At 65.9% G+C, this 20,357-nt stretch carries 19 protein-coding genes and 2 pseudogenes; 13 read left to right on the forward strand and 8 right to left on the reverse strand.

Annotated features, from left to right (window positions below):
- From KH616_RS08300 to KH616_RS08310, 3 genes and pseudogenes are all read right to left on the reverse strand, one after another.
- Window positions 1–250 (reverse strand): annotated as a pseudogene (locus KH616_RS08300) (alkene reductase); the annotation flags it as partial.
- Window positions 251–318: 68 nt separating this feature from the next.
- A complete protein-coding gene (dkgB, locus tag KH616_RS08305) occupies window positions 319–1,125 on the reverse strand; it encodes a 2,5-didehydrogluconate reductase DkgB (RefSeq protein WP_292241682.1) in 807 nt (268 codons plus the stop codon).
- A gap of 33 nt (window positions 1,126–1,158) precedes the next feature.
- On the reverse strand, window positions 1,159–2,361 hold the full coding sequence (locus KH616_RS08310; protein ID WP_292241685.1) for an MFS transporter: 1,203 nt from the start codon (window positions 2,359–2,361) through the stop codon (window positions 1,159–1,161).
- Between the two features lie 104 nt (window positions 2,362–2,465).
- On the opposite strand from KH616_RS08310, the gene KH616_RS08315 reads away from it, so the two are divergent.
- Complete coding sequence (locus KH616_RS08315; protein ID WP_292241687.1) at window positions 2,466–3,398, forward strand: LysR family transcriptional regulator; 933 nt, start codon at window positions 2,466–2,468, stop codon at window positions 3,396–3,398.
- Window positions 3,399–3,672: 274 nt separating this feature from the next.
- Here the strand turns inward: KH616_RS08315 and KH616_RS08320 are convergent, their stop codons facing one another.
- A complete protein-coding gene (locus KH616_RS08320) occupies window positions 3,673–4,086 on the reverse strand; it encodes a hypothetical protein (RefSeq protein ID WP_292241690.1) in 414 nt (137 codons plus the stop codon).
- Between the two features lie 779 nt (window positions 4,087–4,865).
- Here KH616_RS08320 and KH616_RS08325 point away from each other — a divergent pair.
- On the forward strand, window positions 4,866–5,759 hold the full coding sequence (locus KH616_RS08325) for an NAD-dependent protein deacetylase (protein ID WP_292241691.1): 894 nt from the start codon (window positions 4,866–4,868) through the stop codon (window positions 5,757–5,759).
- A gap of 3 nt (window positions 5,760–5,762) precedes the next feature.
- A complete protein-coding gene (locus KH616_RS08330; RefSeq protein ID WP_292241694.1) occupies window positions 5,763–6,401 on the forward strand; it encodes a DUF938 domain-containing protein in 639 nt (212 codons plus the stop codon).
- Window positions 6,402–6,415: 14 nt separating this feature from the next.
- On the opposite strand, the pseudogene KH616_RS08335 reads toward KH616_RS08330, so the two are convergent.
- Window positions 6,416–6,508 (reverse strand): annotated as a pseudogene (locus KH616_RS08335) (6-phosphogluconate dehydrogenase); the annotation flags it as partial.
- On the opposite strand from KH616_RS08335, the gene gndA reads away from it, so the two are divergent.
- Together gndA and KH616_RS08345 are read left to right on the forward strand one after the other, a co-directional pair.
- Entirely contained in the window at window positions 6,497–7,912 is a 1,416-nt protein-coding gene (gene gndA, locus KH616_RS08340) for an NADP-dependent phosphogluconate dehydrogenase (protein WP_292241697.1), read from the forward strand. The pseudogene KH616_RS08335 and the gene gndA sit on opposite strands and share 12 nt — an antisense overlap.
- A 197-nt stretch (window positions 7,913–8,109) precedes the next feature.
- Window positions 8,110–8,448, forward strand: coding sequence for a DUF4148 domain-containing protein (locus tag KH616_RS08345; protein ID WP_292241699.1), 339 nt, complete (start codon window positions 8,110–8,112; stop codon window positions 8,446–8,448).
- Between the two features lie 139 nt (window positions 8,449–8,587).
- Here KH616_RS08345 and KH616_RS08350 read toward each other — a convergent pair whose 3' ends face one another.
- Window positions 8,588–8,923 carry a hypothetical protein gene (locus KH616_RS08350; protein WP_292241701.1) on the reverse strand — a complete coding sequence of 112 codons (336 nt, stop codon included), beginning with the start codon at window positions 8,921–8,923 and terminating at the stop codon, window positions 8,588–8,590.
- A gap of 305 nt (window positions 8,924–9,228) precedes the next feature.
- Here KH616_RS08350 and KH616_RS08355 point away from each other — a divergent pair, with 305 nt between their 5' ends.
- Window positions 9,229–9,960: a peptidoglycan DD-metalloendopeptidase family protein gene (locus KH616_RS08355; RefSeq protein ID WP_292241703.1), complete on the forward strand. Its 732-nt coding sequence runs from the start codon at window positions 9,229–9,231 to the stop codon at window positions 9,958–9,960.
- Between the two features lie 44 nt (window positions 9,961–10,004).
- Here the strand turns inward: KH616_RS08355 and KH616_RS08360 are convergent, their stop codons facing one another.
- On the reverse strand, window positions 10,005–10,643 hold the full coding sequence (locus KH616_RS08360) for a Pr6Pr family membrane protein (protein WP_292241705.1): 639 nt from the start codon (window positions 10,641–10,643) through the stop codon (window positions 10,005–10,007).
- Between the two features lie 214 nt (window positions 10,644–10,857).
- Between KH616_RS08360 and KH616_RS08365 the strand changes: the two genes are divergently transcribed.
- The 3 genes from KH616_RS08365 to KH616_RS08375 all read left to right on the forward strand — a co-directional run bounded on the left by KH616_RS08365 (window position 10,858) and on the right by KH616_RS08375 (window position 14,120).
- Window positions 10,858–11,394, forward strand: a complete 537-nt coding sequence (locus KH616_RS08365; protein WP_292241707.1) for a cytochrome b — start codon at window positions 10,858–10,860, stop codon at window positions 11,392–11,394.
- A 159-nt stretch (window positions 11,395–11,553) separates the two neighbouring features.
- Complete coding sequence (locus KH616_RS08370; RefSeq protein WP_292241708.1) at window positions 11,554–11,919, forward strand: DUF2946 domain-containing protein; 366 nt, start codon at window positions 11,554–11,556, stop codon at window positions 11,917–11,919.
- 86 nt (window positions 11,920–12,005) lie between these two features.
- Complete coding sequence (locus tag KH616_RS08375; protein WP_292241709.1) at window positions 12,006–14,120, forward strand: TonB-dependent copper receptor; 2,115 nt, start codon at window positions 12,006–12,008, stop codon at window positions 14,118–14,120.
- Window positions 14,121–14,175: 55 nt separating this feature from the next.
- On the opposite strand, the gene KH616_RS08380 is transcribed toward KH616_RS08375, so the two are convergent.
- Window positions 14,176–15,702: a PLP-dependent aminotransferase family protein gene (locus tag KH616_RS08380; protein WP_292241710.1), complete on the reverse strand. Its 1,527-nt coding sequence runs from the start codon at window positions 15,700–15,702 to the stop codon at window positions 14,176–14,178.
- A 107-nt stretch (window positions 15,703–15,809) separates the two neighbouring features.
- Here KH616_RS08380 and KH616_RS08385 point away from each other — a divergent pair, with 107 nt between their 5' ends.
- The 4 genes from KH616_RS08385 (at window position 15,810) to KH616_RS08400 (ending at window position 20,258) form a co-directional block, all read left to right on the forward strand.
- On the forward strand, window positions 15,810–16,910 hold the full coding sequence (locus tag KH616_RS08385; RefSeq protein ID WP_292241711.1) for an ABC transporter ATP-binding protein: 1,101 nt from the start codon (window positions 15,810–15,812) through the stop codon (window positions 16,908–16,910).
- A gap of 72 nt (window positions 16,911–16,982) precedes the next feature.
- Window positions 16,983–18,029 carry an ABC transporter substrate-binding protein gene (locus KH616_RS08390; protein ID WP_292241712.1) on the forward strand — a complete coding sequence of 349 codons (1,047 nt, stop codon included), beginning with the start codon at window positions 16,983–16,985 and terminating at the stop codon, window positions 18,027–18,029.
- A 107-nt stretch (window positions 18,030–18,136) separates the two neighbouring features.
- Complete coding sequence (locus KH616_RS08395) at window positions 18,137–19,399, forward strand: ABC transporter permease (protein WP_292241714.1); 1,263 nt, start codon at window positions 18,137–18,139, stop codon at window positions 19,397–19,399.
- Window positions 19,400–19,418: 19 nt separating this feature from the next.
- The gene (locus tag KH616_RS08400) at window positions 19,419–20,258 is read left to right on the forward strand and encodes an ABC transporter permease (protein WP_292241713.1); all 840 of its coding nucleotides are present in this window, start codon (window positions 19,419–19,421) and stop codon (window positions 20,256–20,258) included.
- The last annotated feature ends 99 nt before the right edge of the window (window positions 20,259–20,357 follow it).

The following is a 20,357-nucleotide window of genomic DNA, read 5'->3' on the forward strand; positions in this document are numbered from 1 at the left end:
ATCCGGCAACCTGGGCTGGCGTATGAATGCCGGGCGTCCACGCGTAGCCCTTGCCGAGCGGGGAAACATACGTTCCCTCGCTGATGATGAGACCGGCGCCTGCGCGTTGCGCATAGTAAGCGGCCATCAGGTCGTTCGCCTCGTCGCCCGGCTGGCTTGCGCGGGAGCGCGTCATCGGGGGCATCACGATGCGGTTCGGGAGCGTCAGGGTGCCGAGCTGGATCGGCTGGAACAAAGGATCGTGGGTCATCGTCTCGGTGCAGTGAGGTCCGCGGCTTGGGTTGCCGCGGGCAATTGAAGAACGTATCGCCGGAAGCGTCAATCCCATGCCGGCGCAAGGCGAGGCGGATCGACTTCGCGGCCGTTGCGGTCGAGCGCCGCGATGCGCGCCATGTCGTCGTCGGTCAGTCGCAGCGTCTGCGCGAGCAGATTGCTGGCGAGGTTTTCGCGCTTCGTCGACGACGGAATCACGGAATAGCCGAGCTGCATCGCCCACGCGAGCGCGACCTGGGCGGGCGTTGCGCGATGCCGTTCGGCGATGGCGCCGATGACCGGATCGCCGAGCACCTTGCCGTAGGCGAGGGTCATGTACGACGTGACGTGAATGCCTTCCTGCCGGAGAAAGGACACGAGCTTGCGGTTCTGCAGATAAGGGCTCAGTTCGATCTGGTTCGTCGCAATGGCGTCCTTGCCGACGGCGTCGATCGCCTGTTTCGTCAGCGCGATGTTGAAGTTCGACAGGCCGATCCGGCGCGTCAACCCTCTGGCCCGGGCGTCGGCGAGCGCGGCCATGTACGTCTCGAGCGGCACACCGTTGTCGGGCGCAGGCCAATGGATCAGCGTCAGGTCGACATGGTCGGTGCGCAGCTTCTCGAGACTGTCCTCGAGACTCGGCACGAGCTTGTCTTTCGCGTAGTGGTCGACCCAGATCTTCGTTGTCAGCCAGAGGTCGTCGCGTTTCACGCCGGAAGCGGCGATTGCCTCGCCCACTTCCGCCTCATTGCCGTAGATCTGGGCGGTGTCGATCGCGCGATAGCCGAGTTCGAGGGCATGGCGGACCGACTCGATGACAACCTTGCCTTGCAGGCGGAACGTGCCAAGGCCGAATGGGGGAATCGTACTCATGATGTTTTCCTGAGAAGGGAACGTATGGCGGGATCAGTGGGCGAGCTCGACCGGCTCTGCGGTGCGGGCAGGCAGCCCTTCGCGCTGGTCGAGATATCCGCTCAGTGCGGTGAGCGCGAATGCGCCGAGCGTGACCGCGGCGGCGATCCACGGCGTGTGGCCGAGGCCGGCGTGCGCGACGATCACCCCGCCGAGCGACGAGCCGCCTGCGACGCCGAGATTGAACGCGGCGATATTGAAGCCGGAGGCGACGTCGGCCGCTTCGGGCGCGAAATGGTGCGCCTGCTTGACGACATAGACCTGCAGGCCCGGCACGTTGCCGAACGCGACGGCGCCCCACGCGAGCATCGTCAGCACGGCCAGCCACGCGTTGTGGACAGTGAACGTGAGGGCGAACAGCACCGCGGCGAGCAGCAGGAAAATCCGCTTGAGCGCCTTGACCGGGCCGATGCGATCGGCGAGCTTGCCGCCCCACACATTGCCGACCGCGACCGATACGCCGTAAGCAACGAGCACCAGGCTGACCTGCGACGGCGTGAAACCCGTGATTTGTTCGAGCAGCGGCGCCATGAACGTGAACGCGATCAGCGAGCCGCCGTAACCGACCGCTGTCATTGCATAGACGAGCAGCAGCCGGGGTTGCGCGAGCACGCGGAACTGCCGGGCGAGCGGGGCCGGGCGCGATTGGGCGAGGTGGCGCGGCACGAATGCCACGGCACCGAGAAAGGCGACCAGTCCGAAGCATGCGACGACGAGGAAGGTTGCGCGCCAGCCGAAATGCTGTCCGATGAAGGTGCCGAGCGGAATGCCGGCGACGAAGGCGACGGTCATGCCGCTGAACATCGTGGCGATGGCGCTCGCGGCCTTGTCCTTCGGGACGAGCGTCGTCGCGATGATCGAGCCGACCGAGAAGAACACGCCGTGCGCGAGCCCGGTCAGCACGCGCGCGACAATCAGGGTTTCATAGCCCGGCGCGCGCCAGGCGACGAGATTGCCGACGGTGAAGAGCGCCATCAGTGCGGCGAGCAGCGTCTTGCGCGGCAGGCGCGCGGTCAGCGCGGTGAGGAGCGGCGCGCCGACGGCGACGCTCAACGCGTACAGGCTCACGAGAAGCCCGGCGGAAGGGAGGCCGACGCCGAGATCGGATGCGATCGTCGGGATCAGGCCGACGATCACGAATTCGGTTGTGCCGATGGCGAACGCACTGAGGGTCAGTGCGAAAAGGGCGAGGGGCATGATGTCCGGTCCTTGGATGCATTCTGGATAGACCGCAGTGTGCCCGCTTTACTTTTGCACAAAAACTGGTCTATAAACGAAATTGTTTTGATTTGAAATCAAGAATGAAGATCACGCTCGATGAACTCCAGGCATTTGCGACGGTGGTCGATACGGGCTCGATCACGGCGGCCGCGCAGCAGCTCGGCCTGACGGTGTCCGCGGCGAGCCGGACGCTCGCGCGGCTCGAGGAGAAGCTGAAGACGACCTTGCTGCGCCGGACCACGCGCCGCCTGGCGTTGACGGAGGAAGGGCGGGCATTCCTGCAGAACGCGCGCGCGATCATCGAATCGGTTGAGCGCGCCGAAGAGCAGATGACCGCGCGGCGCGACATGCCGGCCGGGCGGTTGCGGGTCGATGCCGCGTCACCGTTCATGCTTCACGTGATCGTGCCGCTCGTGCGCGGTTATCGCGAGCGCTATCCGCACGTGGAGCTGGAACTGAACAGCAATGAGGGCATCATCGACCTGCTCGAGCGCCGCACCGACGTGGCGATCCGGATCGGCCGGCTCAAGGATTCGACGCTGCACAGCCGGTTGATCGGCAACAGTCGGCTGCGGGTTCTCGCGAGTCCGGACTATCTCGCCGCACACGGCCAGCCCCGCAAGGTCGAGGATCTGGGGGGGCACACGCTGCTCGGCTTCAATCAGCCGGAGTCGCTCAACGTCTGGCCGGTGCTCGGCGCCGATGGCGAGCCGTACCGGATCGAGCCGGCGGTCTGGTCGTCGAGCGGCGAAACGCTCAGGCAATTGGCGCTCGACGGCGCGGGCATCGTCTGTCTGTCGGATTTCATGACTGCGCAGGATCGCGAGGCGGGGCGGCTCGTGCCGATTCTCGGTCGTTCGACCCAGGATATCCGTCAGCCGATCCATGCGGTCTATTACCGGAATACGGCGATCTCGTCGCGGATTGCGTCGTTCGTCGATTACCTGACCGAGGCGGTCAATGGCGGCGCGTCGGCGGAGCGCCTTCCGGCGGCGTGGGCGAATCGGGCATAGTGGTTTCCCGGCGGAAACCGGGTGCGGCGGCGCGAACGCCGCGCGGCGCATTGCGCGCCGTTTCCGGTTTTGTAAGGCAATTGTCTGTTTCCATCCGAATTCCGCGAATCTGTACTCTGAGGTGCGTTCGCGGCCCGTCTACACTACGTCCCATCTGCTTGAGCCCTCATGCTACATCCTCTTGCTAGAGGGATTCTCATACGGAAACCGTGTCTCCACGCGGTCAATTCGCATCCCCCCGGGATCCTCACCCAGGGGGATTTTTTTTGATCCTTCATGGATCCGCGCGGTCGCCGTGTCCGGTGCCGCGACGCATCGCGCCCATTCCCGAAACGAATTTCCCGATCCCGCGTTTCAGATCTGAAACATTCATCCGCACCGGGCGCTGGCACATCGCGACCGCCATTCTCGGATGCCCGCCCAGCAAGGGATTGCGCGCGATGGTGCGCTCTTTGCATATAGATGACTGCCGCCAGCGCGCACATCGACGGAGCAGGTCCGGCCGTCGCGGGCAAGTGGTCAGGGAGCATTTCAATCGGGGATATGAAAATGAAAAAAGATCGAATCGCAGCGCGCCGTGTTGCAAAGATGAATCGCCGAAAACCTCGGGCGCCTGTTTCATCCATGCACGAAGTGACTTGATCACGCTCGGCGCCGGATCCCACCCAACGGTCAGCGTGTTTTCCATGTGTCTGTCGCCCGCTCGCGTATCGCCAGCGAGACCGGGTGGTCGAGTGCGGCTTGCCGACGTGGCCGGACGACAAGTGCAGGCGCCGAACCCGGAGTGGTCGTGCAGAGAAATTCGTGGGTCATCCTGATGAGGTCGGTGCGAGGGCTGGCATGTTTGCGCGGCGTCGATGCATACGCGAGCCGCATGGCGGCGCCGGACCGGCAACGAAGCGTGCAAGGCGGGCGGCGTGATTCAGAACGGAAACCGGACGTAACCGGATGGCGTCGCCGTGAATCGATATTGGGACAGGGACGTGACATGAATCGTGACCTCGACATGGATGCCTTGCGAACGACTGTCGAAGCCGGCCCCGGCGGCCGTGCCCGCGTGTTCGTCGATGTCGCCGGGCACTGGCGTGCACGATATGTTCCGCCGCGTCGCGGGTCGCATGCGGAGCCTGGCCGAATGGTACGGGGAGGATAGGCAGCGTGTCGCTGCACAAATGACATAAAGCGATCGGCGTTGACCGGGGGGCGTTCGCCAGGCTTGGCTTCGCGGACGTAGCAACGCCAGGTTTCCAATTGGTCCACAACCCCGATGGATCAATTGTTCAAGCGCCCATCACCCTTTGGCGGATGGGCGCCTTTTTTTGCGCGACCGATTCCCGTCTTGACGTTGAGCAGCCGCACATGGCCCGCATCGCGGCGGCGCACCGCCATGACGGGGTTTCGGTATGATGGGCGGGCCTGCCGCGCGACTCCCCGAGCGGCCGGCCCTGCCCGATCACCGTCGCTGTCATGACCGACCCTGCCGCGCCCGACGCCATTTCGTGTGATGCCATCGAGATCGCCGCGCTCGACGCGCTTCATGCGTTCGTCGAGCGCCATCCGCGCCTGCTCGTGCTGACGGGGGCGGGCATCAGCACCGATTCAGGCATTCCCGGCTACCGCGACCGCAACGGACAGTGGATGCGTTCACCGCCGATTCAACTGCACGAGTTCCTCGGTTCCGATGCGGCGCGGCGGCGCTACTGGGCGCGCAGCATGATCGGCTGGCCGGTCGTGGGGCATGCGCGTCCGAACCGTTCGCACGTCGCGCTCGCCCGGTTTGGCGCGAGCGGGCGGCTCGAGCGTCTCGTGACGCAGAACGTGGACGGCCTGCATCAGCGTGCGGGAAGCGAGCGCGTGATCGAACTGCATGGCGGCATCGACGGCGTGACGTGCCTCGAATGCGGCGCGCAGCATGCGCGCGCGGCCATCCAGACCGTGCTCGAGGCGGAGAACCCCGAACTGCTCGGCGCAGAAGCCCGGCCGGCGGCGGACGGCGATGCGCATCTCGAATGGCATGCGCTCGATACGTTCCGCATTCCGGCGTGTCCGGCGTGCGGCGGCCTGCTCAAGCCGTCGGTCGTGTTCTTCGGCGAAAATGTGCCCCGCGAACGCGTCGCGGCGGCCGCGCAGGCGCTCGATGCCGCGGATGCGCTGCTGGTCGTCGGCTCGTCGCTGATGGTGTATTCCGGCTATCGCTTTTGCCTGTGGGCGCAGGCGCAGAACAAGGCGGTCGCCGCGCTCAATCTCGGCCGCACGCGCGCCGACCCGATCCTGACATTGAAAATCGAGGCCCGCTGCGGGCCGGTGCTCGATGCGCTGAACGCGCGGCTCGGCCTGGCCGGCCTCGAAACGGAGAACTGAATCATGACCGGCCCGACATCTCCCGATCCGTCGTCTCGTCTGTCCGCGCCCGCCGCGGAGCGCAATCGCGGCCCGATTCTCGACATGCTGCGCCGCGTGCTGCCGGCAAGCGGCGATGTGCTCGAAATTGCAAGCGGTACCGGCCAGCATGTCGTGCATTTCGCGCAGGCGTTGCCCGCACTGCGCTGGCATCCGAGCGATCCGGACGCGCACGCGCGCCGGTCGATCGCTGCGTGGGTCGCCAGCACCGGCCTGACGAACGTGGCCGCACCGCTCGCGTTCGACGTGCGCGATGCGTCATGGCCGTTCGCGATGCTCGACGCGATCGTCTGTATCAACATGATCCACATTGCGCCGTGGGCGTGCGCCGAGGCGTTGTTCGCGGGCGCGTCGCGCGTGCTGCGGCCCGGCGGCGTGCTGTTTCTGTACGGGCCGTACCGCCGCGAAGGCCGGCATACCGCCGCGTCGAACGCGGCATTCGATTCGCAGCTGCGCAGCCGCGACGCGTCGTGGGGCGTGCGGGATCTCGAAGCGGTCGTCGCGCTCGGCCGCGACCACGGGCTCGGCTGTACCGAAGTCGTCGAGATGCCGGCCAACAACCTGAGCGTCGTATTCCGGCGCCTGCCGCACGCCGAACCGTAACGCCACCCGCGCATCGAGGCCGCGTTTCCCTTATCCTTTCGCCTGTGCGCGCGACCCGCTCGGGTCGCGCCCTGTTTTTTCCGGAGAATTGAATAATGGGCAAGCAAGCAATCGGTGTGATCGGACTCGCGGTGATGGGCCGCAATCTCGCACTCAATATCGAAAGCCGCGGCTATGCGGTCTCGGTATACAACCGCAGCCGCGAGAAAACCGACGAACTGATCGCCGAGTTCCCTGGCCGCAATCTGGTGCCGACCTATACGCTCGAGGAATTCGTCGCGTCGCTCGAAACGCCGCGCCGCATCCTGATGATGGTGAAGGCGGGCGCCGCGACCGACGCGACGATCGCCGCGCTCAAGCCGCTGCTCGAGAAGGGCGACGTGCTGATCGACGGCGGCAACACGTACTTTACCGATACGATCCGCCGCAACCAGGAACTCGCGGAATCGGGCTTGCATTTCATCGGCACGGGTGTGTCGGGCGGCGAGGAGGGCGCGCTGCGCGGCCCGTCGATCATGCCCGGCGGCCAGCGCGACGCGTACGACCTGGTCGAGCCGATCCTCAAGCAGATTGCGGCGAAGGCGCCGTCGGACGGTGAGCCGTGCGTCGCGTACATGGGCCCGGACGGCGCGGGTCACTACGTGAAGATGGTGCACAACGGCATCGAATACGGCGACATGCAGCTGATCGCCGAGAGCTATGCGGTGCTGAAGGACGTCGCCGGTCTCACGAACGACGAGCTGGGCGCCGTCTACACCGAGTGGAACCAGGGCGAGCTCGACAGCTACCTGATGGAGATCACGTCGAAGATCTTCGCCAAGAAGGATGAGGACACCGGCAAGCATCTGGTCGACGTGATCCTCGATCGCGCCGCGCAAAAGGGCACCGGCAAGTGGACGAGCCAGAACGCGCTCGACCTCGGCGTGCCGCTGCCGCTCATCACCGAATCGGTGTTTGCGCGCGTACTGTCGTCGCTGAAAACCGAGCGCGTGGCGGCCAGCAAGGTGCTGACCGGCCCGTCCCCCAAGCCGCTGGCCGGCGATCGTGCCGCGTTCGTCGAGGCGGTGCGTCGCGCGCTGTACCTGAGCAAGGTGATTTCGTATGCGCAGGGCTTCGCGCAGCTGCGCACCGCATCCAACGAATACGGCTGGAATCTCGACCTCGGTACGATCGCGAAGATTTTCCGCGCAGGCTGCATTATCCGTGCACGTTTCCTGCAGAAGATTACCGATGCGTACGTGAAGGATCCGGCGCTCGCGAACCTGCTGCTCGATCCGTACTTCCAGGACATTGCGGCGAACTACCAGTCGTCGCTGCGCGAAGTCGTGATCGCGGCGGTGCAGGCCGGGGTGCCGGTGCCGGCGTTCGCGTCGGCGGTCGCGTACTTCGACAGCTACCGTTCGGAACGTCTGCCGGCGAACCTGGTGCAGGCGCAGCGTGATTTCTTCGGTGCGCATACGTTCGAGCGCACCGACAAGCCGGGCAGCTTCCACGCGAACTGGTCGGAATAAAGCGGGCGCGGGCGGTGATTGTTGCGAATTTCGTTCGATAAAACGGGCTTGGTCGGAGCAACGTCAATATTGTTCGCTACGATGAAACAGTGTTTTTGTCGATTCATGGTTTTCCCTAGGTTCTTGCGGGACTAGACTTCGTCCCATCGCTGCAGACGTGGTGTGTGCGGCGGAGCAAAAAAACCCGGAGGTAAGTCATGAAATCGCTGATCGCAACGTTCGCCGCTGCTGCTGTCCTCGCTGTTCCCGCTGTCTCGTTTGCCCAGCAAGTTTCCGCGCAAAATGGCCCGGTGACCCGTGCCCAGGTGAAGGCCGAACTGGCCGCGCTTGAAAACGCCGGCTACAAGATGGGCAGCGACCGCAATACCTACCCGGCAGGCCTTCTGGCTGCGGAAGCGCGCATTCATCCGCAACAGAACGTCGCCGCGGCCGACACGAGCGGTTACGGTGCGCATCCGGCCGCTCAGCAAGAAAACGGCGCGCCGGCCAAGGTCAAGCGGATCGCCGACGGCACGCCCGTCTACAAGGGTCGTTGATCGATGCGGCCTGACGGCCGCGACCGGCGTCCCGGCGGAACCGATTCGCCGGCAGCCTTGCAGCACCCGACAGCCTGCATTCCGTCATGCGGAACGCAGGCTGTTTCTATTTGACCGCCCGGCAAAGCGGTCTATGGCGTCAGTGCAGCGACGGTTTGACCCGTCCCAGATCCCGGGGCAGTACTTCCCGGGGCAGCACTTTGCCCGGTTCGAACGCCGTCAGCCACGCCACGTCGTAGCCGCTCAGCGCATCCAGCGCGTCGCGCAGACGGTCGATTGCCGCGTCGGGTAACTCGACGCTCTGGCGTGCCCCACCCGACAGATGTGTGACGCTCGCGAGTTGCACGAGCGCGTCCGCGGCTTCCGCGACATCCGCCGCGAACAGCAGGTGCGTGTTGAGCCATTCGACGAGTCCGCTGGACGCGCCGAAGTCCTCGGCGTTGATCTGCACGGAAAGAAACGTTGCGTTGTTCATCGTTTTTCTCCTCGCGAAAGCGGATCGGGCGGGGCGTCATTGAGTATAGGTGACGGATCGCCGGGCGCAGGCGAGGCGATCCGTGTGCGGCCGGGCCGGGCATGTGACGCAGTCCGATGCCGCGCCGGTGGTATCTTTGCCGTGGCGGGACGATATCGACGGGGCCGACGCAGCGGTTTGCGATGTGCCCGCTATGGAAACTGCCGGCCGCGTGTGCGGTCGGAATTCGTGGATCCGGCCGCCGGCCGAATACCGGGCGCCGAACGCGGCAGCGTGGCGCCACGAGGCAAATCCGGGAGGTACGCTTGAAAAAAGAGATTTCCATCCAGTTGTTCCCGCAGCGCTGGCTGCCGCAAGCGGCGCTGGTTGCCGCCGCCGTCGCGCTGACGGGCTGCACGGTCACGCCATGGACCGATACCTGGCAACCGTACCGGCCGGCCGCGCCGGCTACCTCGCCGGGCGTGCTGGCGGGTTACTACCGGGTGAATCCGGGCGACACGCTCGCAGGGATCGCGGGCGCATACGGCCAGCGCGTGCAGGACGTCGCCGCCTGGAACCACATTGCGCCGAACGGCGCCGTGATGCCGGGCCAGATCCTGCGCGTCGCGCCGCCGGCCGCCGCCACGTCGATCGCGCCTGCGCCCGCACCGGCACCGGGTTCCGCGGTGCCGCTGTCATGGCCCGCCACCGGCGTCGTGGCGACGCCGTTCTCGGCCGGCAAGTCGCGCGGGATCGTGATCGCCGCGTCCGGCTCCGATCGCACGGTACGGGCTGCCGCGACCGGCCGGGTCGTCTATGCGGGCACCGGCGTCAAGGCCTACGGTCCGCTCGTGATTCTCAAGCATGAGAACGGACTGATTACCGCCTACGGCCACAACGAGAAACTGCTCGTCAACGAGGGCGATGCGGTGCGCACCGGCCAGCCGGTTGCGGAAATGGGCACCGATGCGAGCGGCCGCGCGTCGTTCGAGTTCGAGGTCCGGCAAAACGGCAAGGCGGTCGATCCGATGGGCTTCCTGCCGAAAAACGGCGGCTGACGCGCCTGCCGCGGCATGTGCGCCGTATCGGGCGCGCACGCCGCTCATCCTTCTTTCAGCGGTGCGGGCGCGGCCTGCTGCGGCCGGTTGCCGAGCCATCGGATCGTCATCGCGAGCAGGCAAGCGCCGAGTGCGATCATCGAGCACTGCAGGGCGACCGGGAGATAGCCGTGCGGCCGCGGATCGACGAACGGGTACGGATACCAGTCCTCCCACGCACCGCGTATCAGCGTGTAGGCGAGATAGACGACCGGAAAGGCGAGCCACGCGGTCGCGCTCTGCCGGGAAATCGGCGAACGGGGCACCACGTACAGCCAGTCGCCGAGCACGACGAGCGGCACGATACGGTGCAGCACCCAGTTGTTGTAGGTGGGCGTCACATGCTGCTGGGCGTCGATGTGCGCCAGCAGCAATTCGTAGACGATCGCGGTGATCAGCACATACAGCACGGCGGCGCCGCGCATCGACTCGTATCGCGCCGACACCGGGCGCGCGGCCAGCCAGAGCCCCGCGCCCAGCACGCCCGCCGCGTACAGGTTGCTCAATTGCGTGAAGTAGCTGAGGAAGTTGCCGAGATGAAACGTCGGCATGCCCCAGCGGTCGGCGATGCTGTGGATCGGCGTCGATGCGGCGAGCAAGGCGGCCGTCAGCCGGTAGACCGCTACGAAGGACGCTTTGCTCATGGCGCCGCTGACATCGGAAATGAAAGTTCCATCGTGCCACAGCCGCGCGCCGCTGGCGCATCGTCCGACACGTGCGCGAAATCGTCCGATATTTGATCGCGCCGGCCGAAATGCGGCATGCATGCCGCTACAATCGCCTCAGCATGCCGGGTGTGGCCAATTTCCCCGGCATGCGGCTCCCCGAATACAAGACCACGCATACACGAGACCACGCATGAAAAACATCCTCGCCCGCCAGGCGCGCTACAACTCGGCCGCCATCTTTTTTCACTGGGCCATTTTCGTGCTCGTCGCGCTCGCGTACCTGGCCATCGAAGTCCGCGGGCCGACGGGCAGCGACAGTCGCGTGTTCTGGATGAACGTCCATCTGACGGCGGGCTCGCTGGTGCTCGCGCTGTCGGTGCTGCGGATCGTGTGGCGGGCCGTCACGCGCGCGCCGGAGGCGTTGCCGCAGCCGGCGCTGCTCGCATTTTTCGCGAAGCTCACGCACATAGCGCTGTATGAGTTCATCGTCGCGCAGCCGCTGCTCGGCATCATGATCATCAACATGGGCGGCAAGCCGGTCACGCTCGACTGGCTCGGCGTGTCATACACGCTGTTCGGGCCCGACAAGGTCATGCGCCCGACCGTCAAGGACGCGCACGAATTGCTCGGCAACGTGTTCTATTTCGTGATCGGTCTGCATGCACTGGCCGCGCTCTATCACCACTTCGTCAGGCGCGACGGCATGCTGCGGCGCATGTCTTTCTGATGCGCGCGGCGGCTGTCTGACGGTATGCCACGGGGCATATGGTTGCGGCGGCAACCATGTGCCCCGGTTTATTTCAGGATAAGACGTGCGCGCTGGCTATTGAGCTGAACAGTCTGTAACATCCGGGCTTGTTTACGTTTCGCTTACTCAACGCCACGCATGCCACATCGACATCGCTTCCTGACTGCCTGGCTGGGCGTGCTGGCGATCTGGTTCGCGATCGTCGTGCCAATCGCATCCCAATGGCGGATCGCGCAGACGGCGGCGCCAGACGCCGTCATCTGCGGCACGGCGCATGGCGAGCCCCGCATGCCGTCATCCGGCGGCGCGCATCACGCGGCGCATCTCGACGCCTGCGGGTATTGCAGCTTCTTCTCGCATAGCCCCGCGATCGGCGGGCCGTCCACGGCCCTCGACCTTTCCATTTCCGTTCCCGTCGTATCCGTCACGGCGCCTGCCAGCGTCGTGGCGAGCGTCGAACGCTATCCGCGCGCTTATCCGCGCGCCCCGCCCGGAAACGCCTGACGCGTTTTCTCCTTCTTTCGTTTTTCCGCCGATATCCGTGCGATCCGTCGTCGATCGCGTGGAGGGCGTTTCTCGGGCTGTCATTCATGAATTCTTTCCCGTTGTGCGCGCGTTCATCGCGTCGCGATGCCGGCGAGCGACGCTTGCCGTCGATGCCGAAACTGACCGCGCCGGCGCTGGCCGCCAGCGCGATGACTGCGGCCTGCGCCGCTTCCTGCATGGCGCACGCGGCCGACGCGGCGCCGATGCTGCCGCCGGTCGAAGTCGTTGCATCGCCGCTGACGACGCCGCTGGTCGTCGTCACCGACCCAAAAACGCCGCGTCAGCCGTTGCCCGCCAGCGACGGCGCGGACTACCTGAAGACGATTCCCGGCTTCGCATCGATTCGCAATGGCGGGACGAACGGCGATCCGGTGCTGCGCGGGATGTTCGGCTCGCGCCTGAACATCCTCGCGAACGGCGCGCCGACACTCGGCGCGTGTCCGGGCCGGATGGATGCGCCGACGTCGTATATCGCGCCGGAAAGCTATGACAAGGTCACTGTTCTCAAGGGGCCGCAGACGGTGCTTTACGGACCGGGCGCGTCGGCCGGCACGGTGCTGTTCGAGCGCGTCACGCCGCGCTTCGACAAGCCAGGCATACGCTTCGAGGGGAGCGTCGTGGGCGGCGCGTTCGGCCGCAACGACCAGAACGCCGACGTGACGGCCGGCACGCCGGACTTCTACGGACGCGTCATCGCGAACCACGCCCATGCGCAGGACTACGAGGACGGCAACGGCCGCACGGTGCCGTCGCAGTGGGATAAATGGAATGCCGATGCAGAACTCGGCTGGACACCGGACGAGCACACGCGCGTGGCGTTGACGGCGGGCACCGGCGACGGTTATGCGCGCTATGCGTCGCGCGGAATGGACGGCGCGCACTTTCGTCGCGAATCGTTCGGCCTGTCGGTCGACAAGCAGCATATCGGCGACGTGCTCGACCGGATCGAGGCGCGCGTGTACTACAACGACGCCGATCACGTGATGGATAACTACACGTTGCGGCGGCCCGATCCGGCCAGCCACATGCCGATGCGGATGGCATCCGACGTCCGTCGCCGCACGCTCGGCGCGCGCACGGCGGCGACGTTCCGTTTCGGCGACGGTTTCCGGTTCGTCGCAGGCGCGGATGCGCAGTCGAACCGGATCGATTCGCGCCAGGGAATGGGGCGGACGAACTATGCGGACCGGCCCTGGAATGCGCAGACGACGATGTGGAGTGCCGGTCTGTTCGGCGAGTTGACGTGGTACGCGAGCGAGGCGTCGCGCGTGATCGGCGGCGCGCGCGTCGATTATGCGGGCGCGCGCGACAAGCGGGTGTCAACCGGCGGCATGACCGGCCAGCCGAATCCGACGTTCGACGACGACCGTGCGCGCGTGCTGCCGAGCGGTTTCGTTCGCTACGAGCGCGACCTCGCATCGTTGCCGGTCACGTGGTATGCGGGCATCGGCCACACCGAGCGTTTTCCTGACTACTGGGAGCTGTTCTCGCCGAAGCGCGGGCCGGCCGGATCGGTCAACGCGTTCTCGTCGATCCGCCCGGAGAAAACGACGCAGCTCGACGTCGGCGCGCAATACAAAGGCGATGCGTTCGACGGATGGGTGTCGGCCTATGCCGGCTACGTGCAGGATTTCATCCTGTTCAACTACACGGCCGCCACGATGGGCCAGACGAAGCAGGCGACCAATATCAACGCGCAGGTCATGGGCGGCGAGGCGGGTGTTGCGTGGCGGCCGGTCGCGCCGCTGCGCGTCGAGACGTCGCTGGCCTATGCCTGGGGACGCAACGTGGCGAGCGGCGATCCGCTACCGCAGATGCCGCCGCTCGAAGCGCGTTTCGGGCTCGAATACACGCGCGGCGCGTGGTCGGCCGGCGGGCTGTGGCGGGTTGTGGCGCCGCAACACCGCGATGCGCTGAATCAGGGCAACGTCGTCGGCAAGGATTTCGGTCCGAGCGCCGGCTTCGGCGTGTTGTCGCTGCATGCGCAATACAACGTCAGCAAGGCGGTGCAGGTTTCGGTCGGCGTCGACAACGTGCTCGACAAGGCCTATACGGAGCACCTGAACCTCGCCGGCAATGCGGGCTTCGGTTTCGCGGCGAACACGCAGTTGAACGAGCCGGGACGTATCGCATGGGTGCGGGTCAGCGCGAAGCTTTGAGCGGCAGCGCATGCGGCGCCGTGCACGCCGCATGCGCAAGATCGCCGCGCGCGGCTCATGCCGCACGCGTCGCGCGTCGCGGCAGATGACGCTCGATCGTTGACGCGAGCGTGTCGAATGCCGGGCCGATGACCTCGTTCGGCACGCATGCATAGCCGAGCAGCAGGCCGGGCGCGGCGGTTTCAGCACAGCTGTAATAGCTCGTCAGCGGCCGCACGATCACACCGGCGTCGAACGCGCTCTGCGTGACTGCGCGGTCGTCGCATCCTTCCGGCAGGCCGAGCACCAGATGCAGGCCCGCTTCGTCGCCCATCACCGGCAGCGCGTCGCCGAAGCGCGCGTGAATCGCGTCGATCAGCAATTGCCGGCGTTCGCCGTACAGCATCCGCATGCGCCGGACGTGCGAAGTCAGATAGCCGTCCATGATGAATTCGGCGAGCACCGCCTGCTGCATCAGCTGGCCTTCGCGGTACAGCTCGGACAGGCCGGTGCGGAAGGTGTCGACGAGATGCTCGGGCACGACCATGTAACCCATCCGCAGGCCCGGAAACAGCATTTTGCCGAGACTGCCGACATAGATTACGCGTCCGCCGTCGTCGAGCCCTTGCAGTGAGGCGAGCGGACGGCTGCCGTAGCGGAATTCGCTGTCGTAGTCGTCCTCGATGATCCAGCAGCGGTGCTGCCGCGCGTATTCGAGCAGCATCCGCCGCCGCGCGAGGCTCATCACCATGCCCAGCGGGTACTGGTGCGACGGCGTGACGAGCACGAGGCGCGGCGGATGCTGAAGGTCGCGCGCGCGCGGGTCGAGTCCTTCCTGGTCGACCGGCACGGGCGCGAGCGTCAGGCCCGCGGCCTGCAGTACGCTGCGCACGCCCCAATAGCACGGCTCCTCGACCCACGCGCGATCGCCGATGTCGGACAGCAGGCGCACCGCGAGATCGATCGACTGATGGATGCCGGTCGTGATGATCACCTGATCCGGCGAACACTTCACCGAGCGCGCGACGCGCAGGTAATCGGCGAGCGCGCGCCGCAGCGGCCGGTAGCCGCCGCCCGGCGCGTAGGTCAGCAGCTCCGGGTTCGCCTCCTTCCACAGCCGCGCCTGCAGGCGGCTCCATGTGCGGCTCGGGAACTCCGACACATCCGGCACGCCCGGCATGAACGCGCCCCATTGGCGCCGCGACACGCCCGCATGCTCGACCAGTCGGCGGCCGCGCATCGACAGGCCGCCTTGCGCATCCGTCCGCGGCGCCGCGCCGTCGACATGCGGCGCTGGCGGCAAGCCGCCCGGCGCATGCATCGCGGCCGAGTCGGGGCGCGTGTCGGCGACATAGGTGCCGCTGCCGGTCGTCGTCAGGACGTAACCTTCGGCGGTCAGCTGGTCGTACACGTGCAGCACGGTATTGCGCGCGATCGACAGGTCGGCGGCAAGCGTGCGCGAACTGGGCAGCTTGGTTCCTGGCCCCAATTCGCCGGTCAGGATGGCCTGCTGCATCAGCTGCAGCAGCTGGCGGTACATCGGCTCGGCCGAGCTGCGGTCGAGGCGCGCCGAGAGCCAGTCGGCAAGGATCACGGTGTCCAAAGTGGTTCCACCCGGAATATTGAAATGGTTCCCTATTGTAGAACCGTCGCGCCGTATAGTGATTTGTATCTTAATAATGCTTGTCGCGTTGCAAGGGGACAGCCACGATGAAGACCGATGAAGTGATTGTCAGCTTTCGCGGCGTGCGAAAGACCTACGACGGCGAAACGCTCGTCGTCAAATCGCTCGACCTGGATATCCACCGCGGGGAATTCCTGACGCTGCTCGGGCCGTCCGGCTCCGGCAAGACGACCTGCCTGATGATGCTCGCCGGCTTCGAATTCCCGACCGGCGGGGAGATCCGTCTCGACGGCGAACTGCTGAACAACGTGCCGCCGCACAAGCGCAACATCGGCATGGTGTTCCAGAACTACGCGCTGTTCCCGCACCTGACGGTCGAGCAGAATGTCGCGTATCCGCTGACGGTCCGCAAGCTGCCGGCGGGCGAGCGCGCGGAGCGCGTCGCCAATGCGCTGAAGATGGTCCAGATGGAGCGCTTCGCCAAGCGCTACCCGGCGCAGCTGTCGGGCGGCCAGCAGCAGCGCATCGCGCTCGCGCGGGCGCTGGTGTTCGAGCCGAAGCTCGTGCTGATGGACGAACCGCTCGGCGCGCTCGACAAGCAGCTGCGCGAACACATGCAGTACGAACTGAAGGCGCTGCACGAAAAGCTCGGCGTGACGTTCGTCTACGTGACGCACGACCAGGGCGAGGCGCTGACGATGTCGGATCGCGTCGCGGTGTTCGACAAGGGCATCGTGCAGCAGCTCGATACCGTCGATCGCCTGTATGAATCGCCGTGCAACGAATTCGTCGCGAACTTCATCGGCGACAGCAACCGGCTGCGCGGCACCGTCGCGCGGATCGACGGCGAATTCTGCGAATTCCGGCTCGACGACGGCACGCGGCTCGTGGGCCGCAATGTCGGCAATGCGGCGGCCGGCGCGTCCGCCGTCGCGTGCATCCGCCCGGAGCGCATGAGCCTCACGCAGCACAACGGCCACGCGAACGGCGCGGCGGCAAACATGCTGACGGGCGAGGCCCGCAGCCTCATCTATTTCGGCGATCACGTGCGCATGCGCTGCGCGGTGCCGGGGCAGGACGAATGCTTTGTCAAGGTGCCGCTCGGCACCGGCGCGCTCGACGGGTTCGCGCCGGGCGCACCGATTTCGCTCGCCTTCTCGCCCGAGCATCTGCGCGTGTTCGCGTAAACACCGGTTAACGTTTTTCCGTAGCACGTCGTACATAACAACTGCTCACTTTCCACCACGAGAGGAACCATCATGAATCGAGCAAGCTTTACGGCGCGCCGCACGGCGCTCGCCCTGGCGCTGGCGGTGTTCGGCGCATCCGCATCGGCTGCGGAGATCACGGTCGTGAACTTCGGCGGCGCGAACGGCGACGCGCAGAAGGTCGCATTCAACCAGCCGTTCGAGAAAGCGACCGGCAACAAGGTCACGGCCGTCGAATACAACGGCGAGCAGGCCAAGGTGAAGGCGATGGTCGAAGCGAAGCACGTCAACTGGGACGTGGTCGAGGTCGAATCGGGCGATCTGAATCGTGGTTGCGACGAAGGGCTGTACGAGAAGCTCGACTGGTCGAAGATCGCCAAGAAGTCGGATTTGATTCCGGAATCGCCGCAGACCTGCGGCGTGGGCTTCTTCGTGTGGTCGACGGCACTCGCCTATAACGCGGACAAGCTCAAGGCCGCGCCGTCCGGCTGGGCCGATTTCTGGGACGTGAAGAAATTCCCGGGCAAGCGCGGGATGCGCAAGGGCGCACGCTACAACCTCGAATTCGCGCTGATGGCCGACGGCGTCGCGCCGAAGGACGTCTACAAGGTGCTCGGCACGAAGGCCGGCCAGGATCGCGCGTTCAAGAAGCTCGATGAGCTGAAGCCGAACATCCAGTGGTGGGAAGCGGGCGCGCAGCCGCCGCAGTTCCTCGTCGCGGGCGACGTCGTGATGTCGACCGCGTACAACGGCCGCATCAGCGCCGCGCAGAAGGAAGGGAAGAACCTGAAGGTGGTCTGGAACGGCAGCATCTATGACCTCGACTACTGGGCGATTCCGAAGGGCACGCCGAACAAGGCGCTCGCCGAGAAGTACATTGCGTACACGCTGACGCCGAAGCCGCAGGAGTCGTACGCGGAGCATATCTCGTACGGTCCGGCGAACCTCGCCGCGATCAAGTCGCTCGACGCGAAGACGCTCGCCAACCTGCCGAACTCGCCGGCCAACGGCAAGAACGCGGTGTTGCAGGACATCGCGTTCTGGACCGACCACAGCGACGAACTCGAGCAGCGCTTCTCCGCGTGGGCATCGAAGTAAGCGCGTCGCAGTCCTGACGCAACCGGCCGCGCGAGGCCCGCGCCTCGCGGCGCTTCGCGCGGCGTTCCGCCGGATTCCGGTCCGGCCGGAGAGTACCGTTGAATACGATGACGATCGCTCACTCCCCGTCGACACCGTCGACGTCCACCCTGAAGCGCGAGCTGAAAGCCGCCGAGGCCCGCAAGCGCGCGATGGCGCTGCTCCTGATCGCGCCGCTCGCGGTTTTCCTGCTGCTCATCTTCGTCGTGCCGATCGGCACGCTGCTGACGCGTGCGGTGCAGAACCCGGAAATCGCGACGGCGCTGCCGAAAACCGTCGCCGCACTGTCCGGCTGGGACCGCAAGGCGCCGCCGAGCGATGCCGCCTACGTCGCGCTGGCCGCCGACATGACGCGGGTGGCCGACAGCGAGGCGATGGGCGCGCTCGCGCGACGGCTCAATACCGAGATTCCCGGCTACCGCTCGCTCGTCGCGAAGACGGCGCGCGCGATGCCGCTGTCGGGCGACAACGGCCAGCCGCTTGCGCCAGCGCAGGTCCGCGAGAAACTCGTCGATCTCGACGCGCGCTGGGGCGAGGCCGCCTACTGGCAGGCGATCGCGAAAAACGGCAGCCATTACTCGCCGTTCTATCTGCTCGCCGCGCTCGACCACAAGCAGGACGGTTTCGGCCACATCGTGCCGGCCGATCCGGATCAGTCGATCTATCTGGCGATCTTCGGCCGCACGCTGCTGATCGGCTTCGCGGTCACGCTGTTCGCACTGCTGCTCGGCTATCCGCTCGCATACTGGATCTCGACGCTGTCGGAGCGGCGCGCGAACCTCGTGATGATCCTCGTGCTGATTCCGTTCTGGACGTCGGTGCTGGTGCGCGTGGCCGCATGGATCGTGCTGCTGCAGAGCGAAGGGCTCGTCAACAAGGCGCTGATCGGCAGCGGGCTGATTTCACAGCCGCTCGCGCTGCTGTTCAACCGCGTGGGCGTCTACATCTCGATGACGCATATCCTGCTGCCGTTCATGATCCTGCCGCTCTACAGCGTGATGAAGTCGATCCCGCCGACCTACCAGCGCGCGGCGGTATCGCTCGGCAGCCATCCGTTCGCCGCGTTCTGGCGTGTCTACGTGCCGCAGACGTATCCGGGCATCGGCGCGGGCGCATTGCTGGTGTTCATCCTCGCGATCGGCTACTACATCACGCCGGCGCTGCTCGGCGGCCCGAACGACCAGATGGTCAGCTATTACGTCGCGTACTTCACGAACGTGACGATCAACTGGGGCATGGCGTGTGCGCTCGGCGGCCTGCCGCTCGCGGCGACGCTCGTGCTGTACGCGGTCTATGGACGCTTTACCCGCTCGCAAGTGAGCCTTGGCTGATTCAGGAAGGGACTCGAACATGAAATTGCTCGCCAAGCCGCTGTTTGCGCCGCACATGTCGTTCGTCGAGCGCGCGTGGTACATCGCACTGCGCGTGCTCGTCGTGCTGACGCTGCTGTACCTGATCCTGCCGGTGCTCGCGATCGTGCCGTTGTCGTTTTCGTCGAGCACGTTCCTCGTCTATCCGATCCCGGGTTTCTCGATGCGCTGGTACGAGAACCTGCTCGCATCCGACGAGTGGCGGATGGCCGCGAAGAACAGCTTCATCGTCGCGCCGTCGGCGACGGTCGTCGCGACCGTGCTCGGCACGCTCGCCGCGATCGGTCTCACGAAGGCCGATTTCCCCGGCAAGGGCGTGCTGATGGCGGTGCTGCTGTCGCCGATGATCGTGCCGGTCGTCGTGGTCGGCGTCGGCATGTACCTGTTCTTCGCGCCGCTCGGTCTCGCGAGCACCTATACCGGCCTGATCTGCGCGCATGCGGCGCTCGGCGTGCCGTTCGTGGTCACGACGGTCACCGCGACGCTGCAGGGCTTCAATCACAACCTCGTGCGTGCGAGCCTGTCGCTCGGCGCGAATCCGGTCACGACATTTTTCCGCGTCACGCTGCCGGTGATTGCGCCGGGTGTGATGTCGGGGGCGCTGTTCGCATTCGCGACGTCGTTCGACGAAGTGGTCGTCACGCTATTCCTCGCCGGCGCGGACCAGACGACGCTGCCGCGCCAGATGTTTACCGGCATCCGCGAGAACATCAGCCCGACGATCGCCGCGCTCGCGACGATCCTCATCATCTTCTCGACGAGCCTGCTGCTGGCGCTCGAATGGCTGCGCGGCCGCAACGCGCGGCGCGCGGTCAGCTGACGGATAACTGACGGATAACTGACGGATAACTGACGGATAACTGACTGATAACTGACGGATAACTGACGGACAGCCGGCGCGCGGCGGTATGGCCCGTGC

It is taken from the genome of Burkholderia sp. (genome assembly GCF_018375725.1).
Taxonomy (GTDB): domain Bacteria; phylum Pseudomonadota; class Gammaproteobacteria; order Burkholderiales; family Burkholderiaceae; genus Burkholderia.

Coding starts and splice junctions, on each gene's coding strand:
- dkgB (WP_292241682.1), bottom strand. CDS start 1,125: ATGAGTACGATTCCCCCATTCGGCCTTGGCACGTTCCGCCTGCAAGGC.
- KH616_RS08310 (WP_292241685.1), bottom strand. CDS start 2,361: ATGCCCCTCGCCCTTTTCGCACTGACCCTCAGTGCGTTCGCCATCGGC.
- KH616_RS08315 (WP_292241687.1), top strand. CDS start 2,466: ATGAAGATCACGCTCGATGAACTCCAGGCATTTGCGACGGTGGTCGAT.
- KH616_RS08320 (WP_292241690.1), bottom strand. CDS start 4,086: ATGGAAAACACGCTGACCGTTGGGTGGGATCCGGCGCCGAGCGTGATC.
- KH616_RS08325 (WP_292241691.1), top strand. CDS start 4,866: ATGACCGACCCTGCCGCGCCCGACGCCATTTCGTGTGATGCCATCGAG.
- KH616_RS08330 (WP_292241694.1), top strand. CDS start 5,763: ATGACCGGCCCGACATCTCCCGATCCGTCGTCTCGTCTGTCCGCGCCC.
- gndA (WP_292241697.1), top strand. CDS start 6,497: ATGGGCAAGCAAGCAATCGGTGTGATCGGACTCGCGGTGATGGGCCGC.
- KH616_RS08345 (WP_292241699.1), top strand. CDS start 8,110: ATGAAATCGCTGATCGCAACGTTCGCCGCTGCTGCTGTCCTCGCTGTT.
- KH616_RS08350 (WP_292241701.1), bottom strand. CDS start 8,923: ATGAACAACGCAACGTTTCTTTCCGTGCAGATCAACGCCGAGGACTTC.
- KH616_RS08360 (WP_292241705.1), bottom strand. CDS start 10,643: ATGAGCAAAGCGTCCTTCGTAGCGGTCTACCGGCTGACGGCCGCCTTG.
- KH616_RS08365 (WP_292241707.1), top strand. CDS start 10,858: ATGAAAAACATCCTCGCCCGCCAGGCGCGCTACAACTCGGCCGCCATC.
- KH616_RS08370 (WP_292241708.1), top strand. CDS start 11,554: ATGCCACATCGACATCGCTTCCTGACTGCCTGGCTGGGCGTGCTGGCG.
- KH616_RS08375 (WP_292241709.1), top strand. CDS start 12,006: ATGAATTCTTTCCCGTTGTGCGCGCGTTCATCGCGTCGCGATGCCGGC.
- KH616_RS08385 (WP_292241711.1), top strand. CDS start 15,810: ATGAAGACCGATGAAGTGATTGTCAGCTTTCGCGGCGTGCGAAAGACC.
- KH616_RS08390 (WP_292241712.1), top strand. CDS start 16,983: ATGAATCGAGCAAGCTTTACGGCGCGCCGCACGGCGCTCGCCCTGGCG.
- KH616_RS08395 (WP_292241714.1), top strand. CDS start 18,137: ATGACGATCGCTCACTCCCCGTCGACACCGTCGACGTCCACCCTGAAG.
- KH616_RS08400 (WP_292241713.1), top strand. CDS start 19,419: ATGAAATTGCTCGCCAAGCCGCTGTTTGCGCCGCACATGTCGTTCGTC.